A 17,066-nucleotide genomic window follows, 5' to 3' on the forward strand; every position below is an offset into this window, starting at 1 on the left:
ATTCAGAAAGGGAGACTGTTTTATGACAACTACAGTATTTGAAGTAGAAAAAGTGAATTCATTAAAACCATTGGAAGGAAAAGTGGCAATTGTAACTGGTGCATCCCGTGGAATTGGTGCAGAGATTGCAAAGGTGTTAGCCAGAAATGGTGCAACGGTTATTGGCACATATAATAACAGCCCAAAACAAATTGAAGATGTTGCGAAAGTAATTGAAGAAGAAGGCGGCAAATTCCATGCCCTTCAAGCGGATGTATCCGTTTTTGATGATACTGAAAAACTAGCAGCAGAAGTAATAGAGAAGTTTGGAAAAATTGATATTTTAATAAACAATGCAGGAATTACAAAAGATCGAACATTTAAAAATATGTCAAAAGAAGACTGGGATGCCGTAATCAATGTAAACTTAAATGGTGTGTTCAATGCAACGAAATCAGTCATCCAACATATGTTAGAGCAAAATGATGGCCGCATTGTAACGATTAGCTCCATCGTAGGCCAAGCTGGTGCCTTTGGACAAACTAACTATTCAGCGACAAAAGCAGGGATTTTAGGTTTTACGAAATCTTTAGCATTAGAAACTGCTTCCAAAGGTATTACGGTGAATGCAGTGTGCCCTGGATACATCGGAACGGAAATGGTAGCTGCTATGCCGGAAAAAGTACTGAATAATATTGTAGAAAAAGTTCCAATGAAACGATTAGGACTGCCGAGCGAAGTTGCTCAAGCGGTGTTATATCTTGTTCAAGCAGACTATGTAACAGGTCAAGCGATTGCTGTAAACGGTGGTCTATATATGTAAATCGTTTAATTGGAACAATTGTTGGGAGGGATTTTGTGGTTACTGTTGATACAACACCATTAAAAGAATGGTTTGAAAGTTTGCCTAAAAACAAAGATTTCGAAAAATTGCAACGTTTCAATAAAGTATTATTTACCGATCCAGAACCTCAAGTGGGTCAAACGCCAAAAGAAATGATCTGGACAAAAAATAAAGCGAAATTATATCGTTATCAGCCAAATAAAGTAAAAACGAATAAAGTGCCAATTTTAATGATTTATGCACTCATTAATAAACCTTATATATTAGATTTGTACCCTGGGAATAGTTTTATAGAGTATTTAACAGACCGCGGCCATGATGTATATTTACTAGATTGGGGTACGGCTGGTTTCGAGGACCGCCATATGAAATTAGAAGATTATATTGTTGATTATATACCACGGGCTGTAAAAAAAGTGCTAAAACATTCTGGCGCAAAAGAAATCACGATGTTTGGGTATTGCATGGGCGGAACGATGACGGCGATTTTTACTGCTCTTTATCAAAAGAAATTGCCGATTCGCAATGTAGTCTTGTTAACAAGTCCAATTGATTTCGAAGATGCCGGACTTTATACAAATTGGTTAGATAAACGCTACTTCAAATTAGATAATATTGTAGAAACTTTCGGAAATGTACCGTTTGAATTCATTGATTTTGGTAATAAATTATTAAATCCACTTTCAAATACTGTAGGTGTTTACGTCAATGTTGCTTCTAATATTGAAAATGAAGAGAAAATTTTAAACTGGAAGCTAATGCAAAAATGGCTAAATGATGGTGTGCCATTTCCGGGTGAGGCATATCGCCAATGGATACGCAATTTTTACCAAGAAAACAAATTGAATAACGATGAATTAGAAGTTCGTGGTGAAAGAGTATTATTGTCAAACATTACAGCGAACTTATTAAATATTGTTGCCACTCGCGATAATATTGTGTTACCGCAACAAATTGAACCGTTGAATGATAAAGTCTCCAGCAAAAATAAAACATTGCATGTTGTTAATGCTGGACACGTTTCGGTTATTACTGGTAAACGCGCCGTAGCTGAAAACTATCCATTTATTGAACAATGGATTACTGAAAATTCGAAATAACGAATTTTGAATGATCACAGCATCCGAACAATATTTGAAACTCTAGTACAGAGAGTTTCAAATAAGTTCGGATTTTTTTGAGTTGGAAAAGGTATCATTTTAATAAAGTATGAAAATTAAAAATATTTTATTTTGGAAAAATATCTTTATATTATAGAGGAATTTGGTTAAAATACATAAGGTATGCAAAGTGTATGGGTTTAGAAAAATTCGGGAAAAACTAGAATCGCTGTTATGGATAGTGTATAATCCATCGTGGAGAGTAAAGTTTTTCTCGGGAAAAGTTGAGAGGGAGGTAAGTATTTTGGAAACTTGGCTAGCGATATTATTAATTATTATTGCGTTAGTAGCTGGCGTTGCGTTAGGATTCTTCCTAGCTCGTCAATCAATGATGAAATATTTAAAAGAAAACCCACCAATTAATGAACAAATGATTCGTGTAATGATGGCACAAATGGGCCGTAAACCATCTGAAAAACAAGTTCGTCAAATGATGGCTCAATTAAATAAAATTCAAGAAAAACAAAAATAATCATACAAGGTTGTCCTGTATCGGAATTATTCTGGAAAGGGATAACCTTTTTTTATTGTGGATTGATGAGGTTTATGCATTGGTCATAGTGTATTTGCAGTTGAGGAGATCTATGCAGATATGATTGTATTATACGTGTGAGTTTTTTGCAGAGTTGATGAATGATATGCACGAGATTGGTATGTATCTGCTCTTGCGGGTATGATCAATGCACAAGCTAGTGGTTATATGCACAAGCGAGCGAGCTAAATGCACAAGCTAGTGGTTATATGCACAAGAGAGTGAGCTAAATGCACAAGCTAGTGGTTATATGCACAAGAGAGTGAGCTAAATGCACAAGCTAGTGGTTATATGCACAAGTGAGTGAGCTAAATGCACAAGCTAGTGGTTATATGCACAAGCGATTGAGCTAAGTGCACGAGTTGGTGAGAGAAATGCACGAGCAAGAGAAGTAAATGCACAAGCTAGTGGTTATATGCACAAGCGATTGAGCTAAGTGCACGAGTTGGTGAGAGAAATGCACGAGCAAGAGAAGTAAGTGCACAAGTTGGTGAGATAAATACACTAGCTGATGGATTTTCAGCATATGAGGATTTGAAATATACATAAAAAGGGAAACTATTGCACTAAATCCATCTATAATGGCGCTGGATTCTACACAAGCCCTCATTAGAAGCTTTATCAATCCAGGGCTTGTTTTCTTTTGTCCGAATTAAATACAAAAGAAGTATAGGAAAAGAATTTGATGCTAATCAAACCTCTCTAATATATATATTTCTCTAAGAACTCGCGAACCGTTTCTTCGTATTCTCTTGGGTTTTCATTAAATGATTGGGCATGAGCTCCCATCTCAAATAGTTTTAATGCTTTTGGGCCATTCTTCAATTCATACATTTCTTCTGTCATTTTACAAGGAATGAATGTATCTGGAATGCTATGAATAAATAGCATAGGTTTCTTAATATTTTTTACTGCTTCTTTCGGTGTGAGATGTTTAAAGCGATAGCCATCTCGGAAACGAATAAAGAAATCCGCTAAATGAATAGGAATATCAGGATTGATGCGGGTTGAATTTTTGACGATGTGACGCAATAATTCTTCAAAATCAGAAAAAGCGCAGTCCGAAATATAAAAATCTACATGATTTCCAACCGTACCTGCATATAAAATCATGGTTGCAGCACCCATCGACTCACCATGAATCCCTAATTTTGCATCTTCTCCAATAACTGAACGAACCATTTTGACAACAGCGTCTAAGTCGAACTTTTCATAATAGCCATAGCTTGTTGTCTTTCCACCGGACTCTCCATGTCTTCGATGATCGTAAACAAAAGAATTAAATCCTAACCTTTCAAACATTCGCGCATATTTAATTGAATTTATTTTATTTTCCGTGACACCGTGACAAATAATCACAGTGTTTTTCGTAGGGCAAGGTTGTAAAAGTATGCCTTTAATTGGATAGCCGTTAGGGGAATCGATTGTAAATTCATCTCTTTTCACGTGATTATACCAGTTTTCATCAAATCGATTCGCTTTCAATTCTCGATCTAATATAAAATCGTCATCTTTCTTTTGGATGTACATAAGACGATTTGTTAATGCAAAACCAAAAATTGTAGTCAGTACACTAGCTGTCATTGTAATGAAAGTTGAAAACCAAAGAATTTTACGTTTTTTCTTTTTCATCTAGGACTCCTCCTTCGCATTTTTGATAATATGTATAAAGACAATAAATTTTGAAAAGTCGAAAATGAACGCAAATTAACAAAAAAATGTTGATTATGAAACAAAATATAACATATCATTTGGTAGAATAATATTGCACGGTTTTGAATTGTTTTCTACTAATACATTTTTAGTTTCTAGGATTCACACAAAATCGTGTATACAATGTAAACTGAAATTGGGGGAGATGTTCATGTTAAATGATGTAGTTATTGTAAGTGCGGTTAGAACAGCAATAGGTTCTTTCCAAGGTTCGTTAAAAGATGTCCCTGCCACAACATTAGGCGCGATTGTCATTAAAGAAGCGTTACGTCGTGCAGGAATTCAACCGGATCAAGTGGATGAAGTCATCATGGGAAATGTTCTGCAAGCAGGGTTAGGACAAAATCCAGCTCGCCAAGCAGCAATAGAAGCGGGACTTCCAAAAACAGTTCCGGCTATGACAATTAATAAAGTTTGTGGTTCCGGTTTAAAGACGGTACACCTTGCCTCACAAGCCGTTGCAGTAGGTGAAGCCGACATCGTTGTGGCTGGCGGGTTTGAAAATATGAGTCAAGCACCTTATCTATTAAAAAATGCTCGCTCCGGCTTTAAAATGGGCAATCAAAACCTAATTGATAGCATGATTCATGATGGATTATGGTGTGCATTTAACGATTATCATATGGGGGTAACAGCAGAAAATTTAGCTTCTCAATATCATATTACGCGACAAGAACAAGATGAGTTCGCGGCACGTTCCCAAGCTCGTGCAGCAAAAGCGATTGAGGAAGGGAAATTCAAAGATGAAATTGTGCCAGTAGAAATTCCTCAACGCAAAGGGGATCCAATTATTTTCGATGCAGATGAATTTGTACGCCCTGGCACAACGGTAGAAAAATTATCCGCATTACGTCCAGCTTTCAAAAAAGATGGAACAGTCACTGCTGGAAACGCTTCCGGAATTAACGATGGTGCTGCAGCAGTTGTGGTCATGTCTAAGAAAAAAGCGGAAGAGTTAGGAATTAAACCGCTCGCTTCGATTGTGGCAAACGCTGCAGTTGGGGTAGATCCTGCGATTATGGGTATTGGTCCAGCTGAAGCTGTTCGAAAAGCTTTAAAGAAAGCTGACTTAACGCTCGATCAAATCGATTTAATTGAAGCAAATGAAGCTTTCGCAGCTCAGTCTATTGCTGTTGATCGCGAACTTCACTTTGATTCTGATAAACTAAATGTAAATGGTGGAGCAATTGCCCTTGGACATCCAATCGGTGCAAGTGGAACACGTATTTTAGTGACGCTTCTTCATGAAATGCAAAAACGAGATGTGAAGTACGGGCTTGCCACACTTTGCATTGGTGGTGGACAAGGAGTCGCAACAATTATTCAACGATAAGCTGTTGTTTCCACCGCAAAAAAGTAAGCAGGTGAGAATATGGCTAAAAAGAATAAGAACACTAATCATCAAGCAACAAATGAAGGGATTACTCTTCAAGATCAACTAGATAGCGAGTTAATCGCAAAATTAAAAGAAGCAAAGAAAGAATTAGCCGCTGAGGAAAAAAGAAAAGAGGAAGAACGACAAGCACAGCTCGAATTTGAAAGAAAACAGCGGGAGAAAAATATGAGCTTTGCAGAATTGCTTGAAAAGTATGGAGATAAAGGCTCTAAGTACTAATAAAAAGGTGTCGCAAAATAATGCGACACTTTTTTCATTTAGTGTGCTTAAAGATTGATTCGTATCTCTGTCTCGGTAATGAGTTCTTCAATCATCATACCTCAATCTACGTATCACATACATAAAAGGGAATTTCCAGAAAAAACGCCCTGCGCTTATTTTTTCTTGCGAAGGGCGTAAGTAATAAACAAAATAATAAACCAAATCGGAGTAAGTAAAACCGCTATTCTTGTTTCTTCGGAAATCAACATCACGACTAATACAGCCACAAAAAATATCAACACAATATAATTTACAAATGGTGCAAGAGGAGCTTTAAAAATGGATGTTTTATGTAAATCCGGTCTTTTCCTTAAATAAATTATATGAGCAATTAAAATAATGCTCCAAACCCAAATAAAACAGATAGCACTAATTGTGGTGACAATACTAAAAGCTGTATCTGGAATAACATAACTTAATAGAGCCCCTATTGAAACAACGATGGAAGAAATGAAAAGTGCATTACCAGGGACAAAGTTTTTATTTAATGTTGATAGGAATTTAGGCCCTAAATGGTTTTTACTTAAATTAAACATCATGCGGCTTGTTGAAAATAAACCACTATTCCCGGCGGAAGCTGCTGATGTTAACACAACGAAATTGATAATGCCGCTAGCCAATGGAATTCCCGCCAAAGTAAAGACTTGTACAAACGGGCTATTGGCAGCACTTAATTCAGTCCAAGGATTAATACATAAAATAACAAAAATGGCTCCTACGTAAAACAGCAATATACGAACAGGAATTTTATTGATTGCAGAGGGTATATTTTTTTCGGGATTCGAAGTCTCCGCAGCCGCTACCCCCACAAGTTCAACCCCTACAAATGAGAATACAACCATTTGGAATGCAAAAAGGAACCCAATCATACCATTAGGAAAAATTCCACCATGACTCCAAATATTGCTTACTGACACATGACCAGTATCCGTTTCAAATCCAATCATGATTAAGAAAAAACCGATTACAATTAAAGCAATAATCGTAATTACTTTAATAATTGCAAACCAAAATTCCAACTCTCCAAATAGTTTTACAGTTAATAGATTCAATAAGAGCAATAAAATAATCGCAATCAATGTTGGAATCCATTGAGGGATATCGAACCAATAACGAACATATACACCAACAGCAATCACATCAGCCATCGCTGTCATAATCCAGCAGAACCAATATGTCCATCCTGTTACATACCCTGCCCAAGAACCTATATAATCTGTAGCGAAATCGGTAAAGGATTGATACCCAGCATTGGATAACAGCATCTCTCCTAGGGAACGCATCACAAAAAATAGGGCAGTCCCAACAATAAGATAAACTAATAAAATGGATGGACCTGCTTTAGAAATTGCAGCACCAGATCCTAAAAACAGTCCGGTACCGATTGTTCCCCCGATTGCAATTAATTGTACATGCCTGTTTTTTAATTCTCTTTTTAATTCTTTCTGTTTCATCTTGTTGCCCCCAAGACTCGTTAACTAGGAAAGGAATGACAATTTGCGCTTTCCTAATCTTAGTTATCACTTTTATTAAACAAAATCATCATTTTTTTTGATGGTAACTTCAAAAGTTTATCAATAAACTATTTTTCTTTCAATATCTTATATCGAAATAGAATTCGTAAACGTAATTTTGAGTAGAAAATACCAACGAGACGAGAATTTTTAACAAGGTTTTGACACTGCTCGTATTATCATCCCGGAACTAACAAGAGCTCAAGCGGTAAAAGTAATAAACATGCTTTTCAAACGAGGGCCATTAACTAATGTAGAAACTCCAACGTTTTTAGATGTTCCAAAAACACATTGGGCGTTCAGCGAAGTGGAAGAAGCAGTAAGAGAGCATGATATATTATTAGATGATAATAGATAAAAAGAAAAACAACCTAGCATATAGAAGCTAGGTTGTTTTTTTGGGTGCGCCTGGCATGGATGTAATCTATAGGGTGCAAGTCCCGAGCCGTGAAGGCAGAAGTAACGGTTAGCTTAACGCAAGGGTGTCTGTGGTGACGCGGAATCTGAAGGAAGCGAGCGGCAAACTTCCGGTCTGAGGAACACGAACTTCATACAAGGCTAGGTATCATTGGATGAGTTTGCACAACAAAACAAAGTCCTTTCTGCCGAAGGTGATACAGAGTAAATGAAGCAGATAGATGGAAGGAAAGATTACATTCTTACCCAGGGAGGTCTGATGGATACGTGAAGTACACTTCATAACCTACTTAGTGATAAGTAGCTGAACCATCAGAAGTCAGCAGAGGTCATAGTATTAGTTGGTCTAGAACAACTGAGAAGGACCGAACAATTAAGAGAGAATAGCCCTTGGCATTCAGTGAGTCATGATGAACACAGAAAACGTAGTACCTCACTTGAGGGAGGAAGCGGTGAATCCCGTGGGGGACCTCTTGGAGGGTGGAGTGACCACTGGCATAAGAAGACAAGCTATTCACGGAAGGAGAATAACGATGCTTTTGAATCAAATCCTGTCACGGGAGAACATGCTTCAAGCACTAAAACGTGTAGAACAGAATAAAGGAAGCCACGGAGTAGATATGATGCCCGTACAAAATCTACGACAGCACATAGTTGAAAACTGGCTATCGATTAAAGAAGCAATTCTCAAGGGAACTTATGAACCGATGCCAGTCCGCAGAGTCGAAATCCCGAAACCTGATGGCGGTGTTCGTTTACTAGGAATCCCTACCGTAACAGACCGTTTGATTCAACAAGCAATCGCCCAAGTACTTTCAAAAGTGTATGACCCTACATTCTCTGAAAACAGCTACGGATTTCGACCAAACCGAAGTGCTCATGATGCGGTGAGGAAAGCGAAAGAATATATAAGAGATGGATATCGATGGGTTGTAGATATGGACTTGGAGAAATTCTTTGATAAGGTCAACCATGACAGATTAATGGGTACACTCGCGAAGAGAATCCAAGATAAACCATTACTGAAATTGATTCGTAAGTATTTACAATCGGGCGTCATGATTAATGGTGTGGTGTCAAGCACATTAGAAGGAACTCCACAAGGAGGACCATTAAGTCCGCTACTATCTAACATTGTACTAGATGAACTAGATAAAGAATTGGAAAGAAGAGGACACAAATTCGTTCGATATGCGGATGACTGTAACATTTACGTGAAAAGTAAACGAGCAGGACTTCGCACAATGGCAAGTATCCAGCGATTTATTGAAGGAAAACTACGACTGAAAGTAAATGAAAAGAAATCAGCGGTCGACCGTCCATGGAAACGTAAGTTTCTAGGATTTAGCTTTACCTATCATAAAGAGCCAAAGGTTCGTATCGCAAAAGAAAGCCTTAAACGAATGAAGAATAAAGTTCGTGAAATCACATCACGCAAGATGCCCTACCCGATGGAATACCGCATTCAGAAACTGAATCAATATCTAATGGGATGGTGTGGATATTTTGCGTTAGCAGACACCAAATCTATATTCCCTGAATTAGATAAATGGATTCGTAGAAGACTTCGAATGTGTCTATGGAAGAACTGGAAGAAACCGAAAACAAAGATACGCAACCTTATTCAACTTGGCGTACCACAATGGCAAGCGTATGAATGGGGAAATACTCGGAAGAGTTATTGGCGTATTTCAAAAAGTCCAATATTACACAGAACCCTTGGTAACTCCTATTGGAGAAACCAAGGGCTGAAAAGTCTTGAAGCTCGTTATGAAAACTTGCGTCAATTATCTTAATTGAACCGCCGTATACGGAACCGTACGTACGGTGGTGTGAGAGGACGGGAGTTAATCGCTCCCTCCTACTCGATTGCGCCCGGCATGTACATGAACTATAGGGTGTAAGTCCCGAACCCCGAAGACAGAAGTAGAGGTTAGCCAAGAGCAAGGGTGTCCGTGGTGACGCGGAATCTGAAGGAAGCTGGAGGCAAAACACCGGTCCGAGGAACACGAACCTCATATAAGGCTAGGTATGATTGAGTGAGTTTGCCAAACAAAACAAAGCTCTTTCTGTCGAAGGTCATATCGAGTAAATGAGGCGGATAGATGGTGTGAAAGTGCATGTACTTACCCGGGGAGGTCTGGCGGATAGGTGAAGTACGCTTCATAACCTACTTAGTGATAAGTAGCTGAACCGTCAGAAGTCAGCAGAGGTCATAGTATTAGTTGGTTTAGAACTACTAAGAAGGACCGAACAATTAAGAGAGAATAGCCCTTGGCATTCAGTGAGTCATGATGAACACAGAAAACGTAGTACCTCACTTGAGGAAGGAAGCGGTGAATCCCGTGGGGGACCTCTTGGAGGGTGGAGTGACCACTGGCATAAAGAGAACAGCTATTCACGGAAGTTATATAAAGACTTGCGTCAATGATCTTAATTGAACCGCCGTATACGGAACCGTACGTACGGTGGTGTGAGAGGACGGGAGTTAATCGCTCCCTCCTACTCGATGCAATTTAAAAAGATTTTCGATTCAACAAATATTTTATAAAAAAATATACCTTGAGACAAAAAATAAAAGTAATGGCACCAGCCGTATCAATTAAAACATCATCAAATACACCGGTACGTCCATCAACGAAAGTTTGGTGATATTCATCTAACATGGCAATGAAGAATGTAACTACACAAGAAATAATCGCTGCAAATGTCCATTTCAAGCGACGAAATAGCAAATATAATAGCACAGCAACGATTCCATAGCCAATAAAATGCAATGCTTTACGAATTAAAAATTCAACAAAATAATAATATCCACGGGTTTCGACAGAAATAGTTCTTCCCCAATATGTTACTTCAATTTTACTTAACAAGTCATAAAAAGGTTGGTTGCTTAGAAGCACTCTTAATTCAGGAACAATCGTCTGCTGTTCATAAGGCATGCTAGATAAATAATATAAAACAAGGAGCGCGATGATGACAAAAAACAAATATTTTTTCATCGGTGATCGGTGTAAATATTTTGTTTAGTAATGGTTTGTATGAAAGAAAGGCCTTGAATAGTTTGTGCTTCCTCATAAGCCTTAATATTTGTCAGCAGCTGTTCCTTTGTTCTCGCTCCAACGACAATAGATGCAACAGCAGGCTGGCTTAAATTGAAGGCGATAGCAGCTTTATGGACGGAGCCGAATTCCTTTTCGATTTTTTCTAAAATTGAAACGAGCTCCTCTTTAGAATAGTTTAAATAGGAGTTGATTTTTTCCACCCGTCTTTTCCATTCATTCGTCAATAATCCTTGTGCGATAGAGCCTCTTGTGACAACCGAAACTTTCTTTTCTTCAAAAAACGGGAAAAATTCTTCCGGACGGCGGTCGAAAATACTGTATTGCATCATATTTGAAATTCCGTTGCTTTTTTCAAAAAACGGCTGAAACACATTTGGACGAATGGAGGAGATGCCGTATTCGCGGATGAGGCCTTCTTGTTTTAATTTTTCAAAGGTTTCAATGATGTCGTCCCACGGATCGTCAATGGTGCCCCCATGAAGTTGATATAAATCGATATAATCGGTTTTTAATCGGCGGAGGCTGTCTTTGATGCCTTCTTCGATATGCTCTTTTGAGGCATCCCAGTACCAGCCGTCGCCCTTTTCATTCCAGCGGTTTCCCACTTTTGTGGCGATGTAGACTTGATCGCGGTAAGGTTTTAAACATTCCCCGACAACTTCTTCATTGACGCCTTTATCATAAAGATCTGCCGTATCAAAATAATTGATGCCGTGCTCAAGGGCGGCTTCAATCACTGGTCTTGCCTCGTCCACTGATGTCGGCAGAGACATGCATCCTAAACTAAGTTCAGAAATTTCAAAAGCGCTTGATCCTAATCTTCTTTTTCTCATGGAATCCCCCGCATTCTTTCGTTTTCTCTCACTTATGGTCATAAAAAAATTATCATAAAACGCATTCAAAAGCTAGCAATAGCAAGGGGTTGGAGAATACGGATCATTCATTTAAATTAAACGCCCATCATGAGCACTATCTATCTTTCAATAAAGAGGTTGAATCATTGCCGAATCCGAGAATCCCATTGAAAGAACAGCAGCGAATCGTTGCGAATTATCGTGAAAAATCAGCTGAAATCAAAGAAAAGATGGCTCGATTGAAAAAAAGTTGGATTCGGCAAAATTGAAAAGCTTTGAAGCAATGGGGCTTGGAAATACATTTTCAATTAAGGCTATCCACGCGGAATGGGAATAACTCATTCCGCGATTGAATATGGGACGGTAGAGCAATTGATGATATGCTTTCCCATTTTTTGAAATACCCAAAATGGGACTTCAGGATGGGATGATTGCATTATAGTAAATTGGAAGGGAATACTTTTGGAGATTATTTCGCATAAAGGTAATCAGATTCTTCAAAAACTTTCTAAAGAGCATACCTAATTTCAAAGCACACTTATTATTTTATTCTATTAGAAAAGATTGAATCGAATAGGTAGCTTTCTTCTTGTTAGACATTCGAGAATAATGGTGGGAAGAAAATGAGACTTAAAAAACATTGTCATTTATTGCCGAATGTCCGATGTTGTAAAATAATGTAAAATATAATAAAAGTAATAGTGGGATTTTACATTTGGGAGGTCTAATGAGTGACAACACCATATCAGAGCAAATACTTTGCTTATGAATTAACGAAACAAAATTCCTCACATTCGATAGGGCGGTTAAGTCAATCACTCATTAATGCGACGGTGGATTTAAATCCACATCAGGTGGAAGCAGCTTTATTCGCCTTTCGTGCTCCATTAGAGAGAGGAGCGATCTTAGCGGATGAAGTAGGATTAGGAAAAACAATTGAAGCGGGACTTATTATTAGTCAATTGTGGGCAGAAAGAAAGCGGAATATTCTTATTATCGTGCCACCTCCACTAAGAAAACAATGGAATCAAGAACTTTGGGAAAAGTTTTATATCCCATCTATTATTCTAGAAAGTAAAAACTTCAACGAGATGGTACGTTCTGGTCATCGGAATCCTTTCTTGCAACAAGATCAAATTGTTATCACTTCGTATCAATACGCTCGAAATAAAGCGGATATGCTACAAAAAGTAAATTGGGATTTAATTGTCTTTGACGAAGCGCATCGTATGCGGAATGTGTATAAAAAATCAAATAAAATTGGACGTACATTGAGAGCGGCAACAGCTGGTTATCCGAAAATCTTATTGACGGCGACGCCATTACAAAACTCTTTAATGGAATTATACGGGCTTATTAGCTTTATCGACCCTCATATTTTTGGAGATGAAACAACGTTTAGACGTCAATTTGCCCGCGGCACGAAAGAAATGTCGGAAATGGATTTTATTGATTTAAAGCAACGTATTAAGCCTGTTTGTCATCGTACGTTAAGACGGCAAGTTACCGAGTATGTGAATTATACACAGCGTATTCCGATTACTCAGGAGTTTATGCCAACGAATGCGGAATGGGAATTATACGAAAAAGTATCTGCGTACTTGCAGAGAGAACAACTTTTTGCGTTACCGACAAGCCAAAGGGCATTAATGACATTAGTTGTCCGGAAATTGCTGGCATCTTCTTCCTTCGCTATTTCTGACACATTGCTTTCTCTAATTAAACGACTTGAGCAGTTACTACTGGAACTAGAGCGAGGAAAAACAGAAATAGCAGCAGAGCATTCGGACGTTTATGCAGATGTAGATGAATTTGATGATACAATGGAAGAGTGGGGAGAAGAGGAACAGTCATCATACACAGGTGAATTATCGCTAGATGAAATGAAACGCCTTATTCAAGAAGAAAAACAAGAATTAGAAGCATATTACTTGCTAGCTAAATCGATTAAAGAAAATTCAAAAGCGGAAGCATTGTTAATTGCGCTTGAAAAAGGATTTGAGAAATTAAGAATGCTAGGTGCAAATGAAAAGGCGGTGATTTTTACAGAATCACGAAGAACGCAAGCTTATTTACGTGAATTTCTCGAGCGCAACGGCTACGCTGGCAAGATTGTATTATTTAATGGAGAAAACCAAGATGAACAGGCGAAGCAAATTTATGAACAATGGCTAGAAAAACATCAGCACGATGACAAAATTACCGGTTCGAAAACTGCGGATATGCGTGCAGCCCTTGTTGAATATTTCAAAGAACAAGCGTCGATTATGATTGCGACAGAATCGGCATCAGAAGGGATTAACTTGCAATTTTGTAGTTTAGTCGTTAACTATGATTTGCCTTGGAATCCACAGAGGATTGAACAGCGGATCGGCCGTTGTCACCGTTACGGTCAAAAGCATGATGTCGTTGTGATTAACTTCTTAAACCATAAAAATGAAGCCGATAAAAAAGTGTATGAAATTCTCTCAGAAAAATTCCGCTTGTTTGAAGGAGTGTTTGGTTCTTCAGATGAGGTACTAGGGTCGTTAGAATCTGGTGTCGATTTTGAAAAACGAATTCAACAAATCTATCAAACTTGTCGCACCGCAGAAGAAATTGAACAAGCATTTAAAAATTTACAAGCGGAGCTGGATGAGCAAATACAATTAAAAATGAAAGAAACGCGTATGCATTTATTGGAAAATTTTGATGATGAGGTAAGAGAAAAACTACGTGACCATTACCATCAAACGAGCTTACATCTCAATCGCATGGAACGCTACCTTTGGAATCTATCGAAATATGAAGGTGCGAGGGAAGCAACGTTTGATGATGAAACATTGAGTTTTGTCAAAGAGCATGAAACATATCAAATGATTTCGCAAGTGAAAAAGCAAGACAGACCAAATGTTCATCACTATCGTTTTTCTCATCCGCTTGCACAAAAATGGATTGAGCAAGCAAAGAAGAGAAAACTCATACCAAAAGAAATTACGTTCCGTTATTCTGATTATGAAGGGAAAGTTAGTATATTAGAGCGATTGATAGGGAAAGAAGGGTGGCTATCGTTAGATTTGCTTCATGTCGAATCGCTAGAAAATGAACAGCACCTTGTTTTTTCAGCGATGGATTTAGAAGGACAGCAACTCGATCAAGAAATGTGCGAAAAAATGTTTGAACTACCTGCTGTTGAAGGGGAAGCGATTGAGCTTTCCGAGTCGATTTGCAATACGCTTCGCCGTATTAGTGAAGGACAACAAGAAGCAATCTTAAATGAAATTATGGAAAGGGCATCGGCTTATCTTGATTCAGAGTTAGAAAAGCTGGAAAAATGGTCACAAGACTTGAAAAATAAGCTCGAAAAAGATATAGATGAAATGACAGTTGAAATTGAACATTTAAAAAGAGAAGCAAAACTGACGCGCAATCTAGCAGAAAAGCTTGAAATGAATAAGCAAATTAAGGAACTTGAAAAGAAGCGAAACGAGATGCGGCGAAATCTCTATGATCAGCAAGATGAAATTGATGAACAAAAAGATCGACTATTCGAAGAAGTAGAGAAAAGGCTAGAACAGCGCACCTCAACAGAACATCTTTTTACGATAAAATGGAGAATCGTGTAACAATAGGAGGGAGTACATTGGCTCAAAAACAAAGATTAGAACTAACATGGATTGGCAAAGACGAACAACCGAAGCTCGAACCGCGCATTCTTCTCGAAGATCCGGAGCTTTCTTATCATGCGAAGGAACGAGTGACGGAAAATGATATCTTTGATAATCGCCTTATTTTCGGCGATAACCTATTAGCATTGAAAGCATTGGAACAAGAGTTTACGGGAAAGATTAAGTGTATTTATATCGACCCGCCGTATAATACAGGAAGTGCCTTTGAGTATTATGATGATAGTTTAGAACATAGCGCGTGGTTGAATCTAATGAAACCTAGGTTAGAAATTTTGAAAAAACTGTTATCTGAGGACGGTTTTATATTTATACAGATTGATGATTATGAAGCAGATTATTTAAAAGTGCTTTGTGATGAAGTTTTCGGAAGAGGAAACTTTAGAAATCGTTTTTATGTCTCCAGGACTATAAAAACGAATAATAGTCAAAATGAATATTTAAAATCTTACAATAACGCAGTGGAGCAGATTTTATGTTATGCAAAAAGCGAAAAAAGTCGATTAAATAAGGTTTACAAACCTTCTGATGACAAAAAGCACTTGGAAGGACAGTGGAAAACTTTTTATCAACGCGATGACAGAAAAACTATGCAATATGAAATACTTGGTGAAACGTTAGATAGCGGCCATTGGATATGGAGCAAGGAAAAAGCGTATGAGGCTGTGGAAAATTACAAGAGATATGAAGAATATTGCAAAAAAAATGGGTTTATCGAGTTAAAGGATTATTGGGAAATGAGAGGAAAAACAGAGTCGTATATTAAAAAAGTAGAAGGAAGTCAAGCAAAGGATAAAGGAATTAGATATTGGATTCCGCCTAAAGGTGGGATAATGATCAATAATAACTGGACCGATTTATTAACATATGAGAATAATGGATATTTTCCAACGGCGAAATCAGAAAAGACAATAAAAAGAATAATTGAACTTGCAACAAACGTAGGAGATTGGGTTCTTGATTCGTTTGCTGGCTCTGGTACGACTGGAGCGGTAGCTCATAAAATGAAACGGCGTTGGATAATGATTGAGCTTGGTGAGCATTGCCATACGCATATTATTCCGCGCATGAAACAAGTCATTGATGGGACCGATCAAGGCGGGATAAGTAAAGCGGTGAATTGGAAAGGTGGGGGCGGTTTTCGCTATTACAAGTTAGCGCCAAGTTTATTAAAGAAGGATAAATTTGGGAATTGGGTTATTAATCCGGAATACAATGCGGAAATGCTGGCGGAAGCGATGTGCAAACATGAAGGATTTACGTACAATCCAGACCCGGAAGTGTTTTGGAAGCAAGGTCAATCGACGGAGAACGATTTTATTTATACAACAACACAGCTTGTCACGCAACAAATGGTTGAGGGAATCGTTGAACAAATGAAAGAACATGAAACATTGTTAATTTGCTGTAAAGCATATAACGTTAACGTTGAGGATTTCCCGCAAGTGACGATTAAAAAAATTCCGCAAGCTATTTTAAACAAATGCGAGTTTGGTCGCGATGATTACAGTTTAAAAATTAATGAATTACCAATGAAAGAAAAAGAACCGGAACAATTAGAGCTATTTTAGTTATGAATCGCATTGTGAAAGCTGCTTTATCCCGGCTTAACCTTTGAAAACCGCAAAAAGAATCACTAAGCCCAGGGCAGACCCCATAGCCATCA

General features: G+C 38.0%; 15 protein-coding genes. 11 read left to right on the forward strand and 4 right to left on the reverse strand.

The features are described from left to right. Positions 1–22: 22 nt before the first annotated feature. The 3 genes from NST98_RS01380 (at position 23) to NST98_RS01390 (ending at position 2,455) form a co-directional block, all read left to right on the forward strand. The gene (locus tag NST98_RS01380; protein ID WP_340714202.1) at positions 23–802 is read left to right on the forward strand and encodes a beta-ketoacyl-ACP reductase; all 780 of its coding nucleotides are present in this window, start codon (positions 23–25) and stop codon (positions 800–802) included. A gap of 35 nt (positions 803–837) precedes the next feature. After that, on the forward strand, positions 838–1,923 hold the full coding sequence (gene phaC, locus NST98_RS01385) for a class III poly(R)-hydroxyalkanoic acid synthase subunit PhaC (protein ID WP_340714203.1): 1,086 nt from the start codon (positions 838–840) through the stop codon (positions 1,921–1,923). 304 nt (positions 1,924–2,227) lie between these two features. After that, positions 2,228–2,455 (forward strand): YneF family protein, encoded by a 228-nt coding sequence (locus NST98_RS01390; protein ID WP_096550754.1) that lies wholly within the window; start codon positions 2,228–2,230, stop codon positions 2,453–2,455. Between the two features lie 762 nt (positions 2,456–3,217). On the opposite strand, the gene NST98_RS01395 is transcribed toward NST98_RS01390, so the two are convergent. Further along, positions 3,218–4,147 (reverse strand): alpha/beta hydrolase, encoded by a 930-nt coding sequence (locus NST98_RS01395; RefSeq protein WP_340714204.1) that lies wholly within the window; start codon positions 4,145–4,147, stop codon positions 3,218–3,220. A 232-nt stretch (positions 4,148–4,379) separates the two neighbouring features. On the opposite strand from NST98_RS01395, the gene NST98_RS01400 reads away from it, so the two are divergent. Both NST98_RS01400 and NST98_RS01405 read left to right on the forward strand, forming a co-directional pair. Further along, positions 4,380–5,561, forward strand: coding sequence for an acetyl-CoA C-acetyltransferase (locus tag NST98_RS01400; RefSeq protein ID WP_016836888.1), 1,182 nt, complete (start codon positions 4,380–4,382; stop codon positions 5,559–5,561). Between the two features lie 39 nt (positions 5,562–5,600). Next, positions 5,601–5,843: a YqkE family protein gene (locus tag NST98_RS01405; RefSeq protein ID WP_016836889.1), complete on the forward strand. Its 243-nt coding sequence runs from the start codon at positions 5,601–5,603 to the stop codon at positions 5,841–5,843. A 155-nt stretch (positions 5,844–5,998) separates the two neighbouring features. Here NST98_RS01405 and NST98_RS01410 read toward each other — a convergent pair whose 3' ends face one another. After that, positions 5,999–7,339 carry an amino acid permease gene (locus NST98_RS01410; protein WP_340714205.1) on the reverse strand — a complete coding sequence of 447 codons (1,341 nt, stop codon included), beginning with the start codon at positions 7,337–7,339 and terminating at the stop codon, positions 5,999–6,001. 283 nt (positions 7,340–7,622) lie between these two features. Here NST98_RS01410 and NST98_RS01415 point away from each other — a divergent pair, with 283 nt between their 5' ends. From NST98_RS01415 to NST98_RS01425, 3 genes are all read left to right on the forward strand, one after another. Continuing rightward, on the forward strand, positions 7,623–7,757 hold the full coding sequence (locus NST98_RS01415; RefSeq protein WP_340714206.1) for a hypothetical protein: 135 nt from the start codon (positions 7,623–7,625) through the stop codon (positions 7,755–7,757). Positions 7,758–8,349: 592 nt separating this feature from the next. Beyond that, complete coding sequence (ltrA, locus tag NST98_RS01420; protein WP_340715641.1) at positions 8,350–9,612, forward strand: group II intron reverse transcriptase/maturase; 1,263 nt, start codon at positions 8,350–8,352, stop codon at positions 9,610–9,612. A 495-nt stretch (positions 9,613–10,107) separates the two neighbouring features. Then, positions 10,108–10,257: a hypothetical protein gene (locus tag NST98_RS01425; RefSeq protein ID WP_340714207.1), complete on the forward strand. Its 150-nt coding sequence runs from the start codon at positions 10,108–10,110 to the stop codon at positions 10,255–10,257. A 75-nt stretch (positions 10,258–10,332) separates the two neighbouring features. Here the strand turns inward: NST98_RS01425 and NST98_RS01430 are convergent, their stop codons facing one another. After that, on the reverse strand, positions 10,333–10,818 hold the full coding sequence (locus tag NST98_RS01430) for a VanZ family protein (protein WP_340714208.1): 486 nt from the start codon (positions 10,816–10,818) through the stop codon (positions 10,333–10,335). Then, positions 10,815–11,714, reverse strand: coding sequence for an aldo/keto reductase (locus NST98_RS01435; protein WP_340714209.1), 900 nt, complete (start codon positions 11,712–11,714; stop codon positions 10,815–10,817). The genes NST98_RS01430 and NST98_RS01435 overlap by 4 nt, the downstream gene beginning before the upstream one ends. Before the next feature lie 89 nt (positions 11,715–11,803). Here NST98_RS01435 and NST98_RS01440 point away from each other — a divergent pair, with 89 nt between their 5' ends. From NST98_RS01440 to NST98_RS01450, 3 genes are all read left to right on the forward strand, one after another. Next, positions 11,804–12,004 carry a hypothetical protein gene (locus NST98_RS01440; protein ID WP_340714210.1) on the forward strand — a complete coding sequence of 67 codons (201 nt, stop codon included), beginning with the start codon at positions 11,804–11,806 and terminating at the stop codon, positions 12,002–12,004. Between the two features lie 462 nt (positions 12,005–12,466). Further along, the gene (locus tag NST98_RS01445; RefSeq protein WP_340714211.1) at positions 12,467–15,340 is read left to right on the forward strand and encodes an SNF2-related protein; all 2,874 of its coding nucleotides are present in this window, start codon (positions 12,467–12,469) and stop codon (positions 15,338–15,340) included. Further along, a complete protein-coding gene (locus NST98_RS01450) occupies positions 15,325–16,971 on the forward strand; it encodes a site-specific DNA-methyltransferase (RefSeq protein WP_445684016.1) in 1,647 nt (548 codons plus the stop codon). Before NST98_RS01445 ends, NST98_RS01450 begins: the two co-directional genes overlap by 16 nt. Positions 16,972–17,066: the final 95 nt, after the last annotated feature.

Origin of the sequence: Ureibacillus sp. FSL W8-0352, assembly GCF_038004345.1 — a bacterium.
GTDB classification, from domain to species: domain Bacteria; phylum Bacillota; class Bacilli; order Bacillales_A; family Planococcaceae; genus Ureibacillus; species Ureibacillus thermosphaericus.

Bases quoted from the DNA above. Each gene is read 5' to 3' on its own strand.
- NST98_RS01380 (WP_340714202.1), top strand. From the start codon at position 23: ATGACAACTACAGTATTTGAAGTAGAAAAAGTGAATTCATTAAAACCA.
- NST98_RS01395 (WP_340714204.1), bottom strand. From the start codon at position 4,147: ATGAAAAAGAAAAAACGTAAAATTCTTTGGTTTTCAACTTTCATTACA.
- NST98_RS01400 (WP_016836888.1), top strand. From the start codon at position 4,380: ATGTTAAATGATGTAGTTATTGTAAGTGCGGTTAGAACAGCAATAGGT.
- NST98_RS01405 (WP_016836889.1), top strand. From the start codon at position 5,601: ATGGCTAAAAAGAATAAGAACACTAATCATCAAGCAACAAATGAAGGG.
- NST98_RS01410 (WP_340714205.1), bottom strand. From the start codon at position 7,339: ATGAAACAGAAAGAATTAAAAAGAGAATTAAAAAACAGGCATGTACAA.
- NST98_RS01415 (WP_340714206.1), top strand. From the start codon at position 7,623: ATGCTTTTCAAACGAGGGCCATTAACTAATGTAGAAACTCCAACGTTT.
- ltrA (WP_340715641.1), top strand. From the start codon at position 8,350: ATGCTTTTGAATCAAATCCTGTCACGGGAGAACATGCTTCAAGCACTA.
- NST98_RS01425 (WP_340714207.1), top strand. From the start codon at position 10,108: ATGATGAACACAGAAAACGTAGTACCTCACTTGAGGAAGGAAGCGGTG.
- NST98_RS01430 (WP_340714208.1), bottom strand. From the start codon at position 10,818: ATGAAAAAATATTTGTTTTTTGTCATCATCGCGCTCCTTGTTTTATAT.
- NST98_RS01435 (WP_340714209.1), bottom strand. From the start codon at position 11,714: ATGAGAAAAAGAAGATTAGGATCAAGCGCTTTTGAAATTTCTGAACTT.
- NST98_RS01450 (WP_445684016.1), top strand. From the start codon at position 15,325: ATGGAGAATCGTGTAACAATAGGAGGGAGTACATTGGCTCAAAAACAA.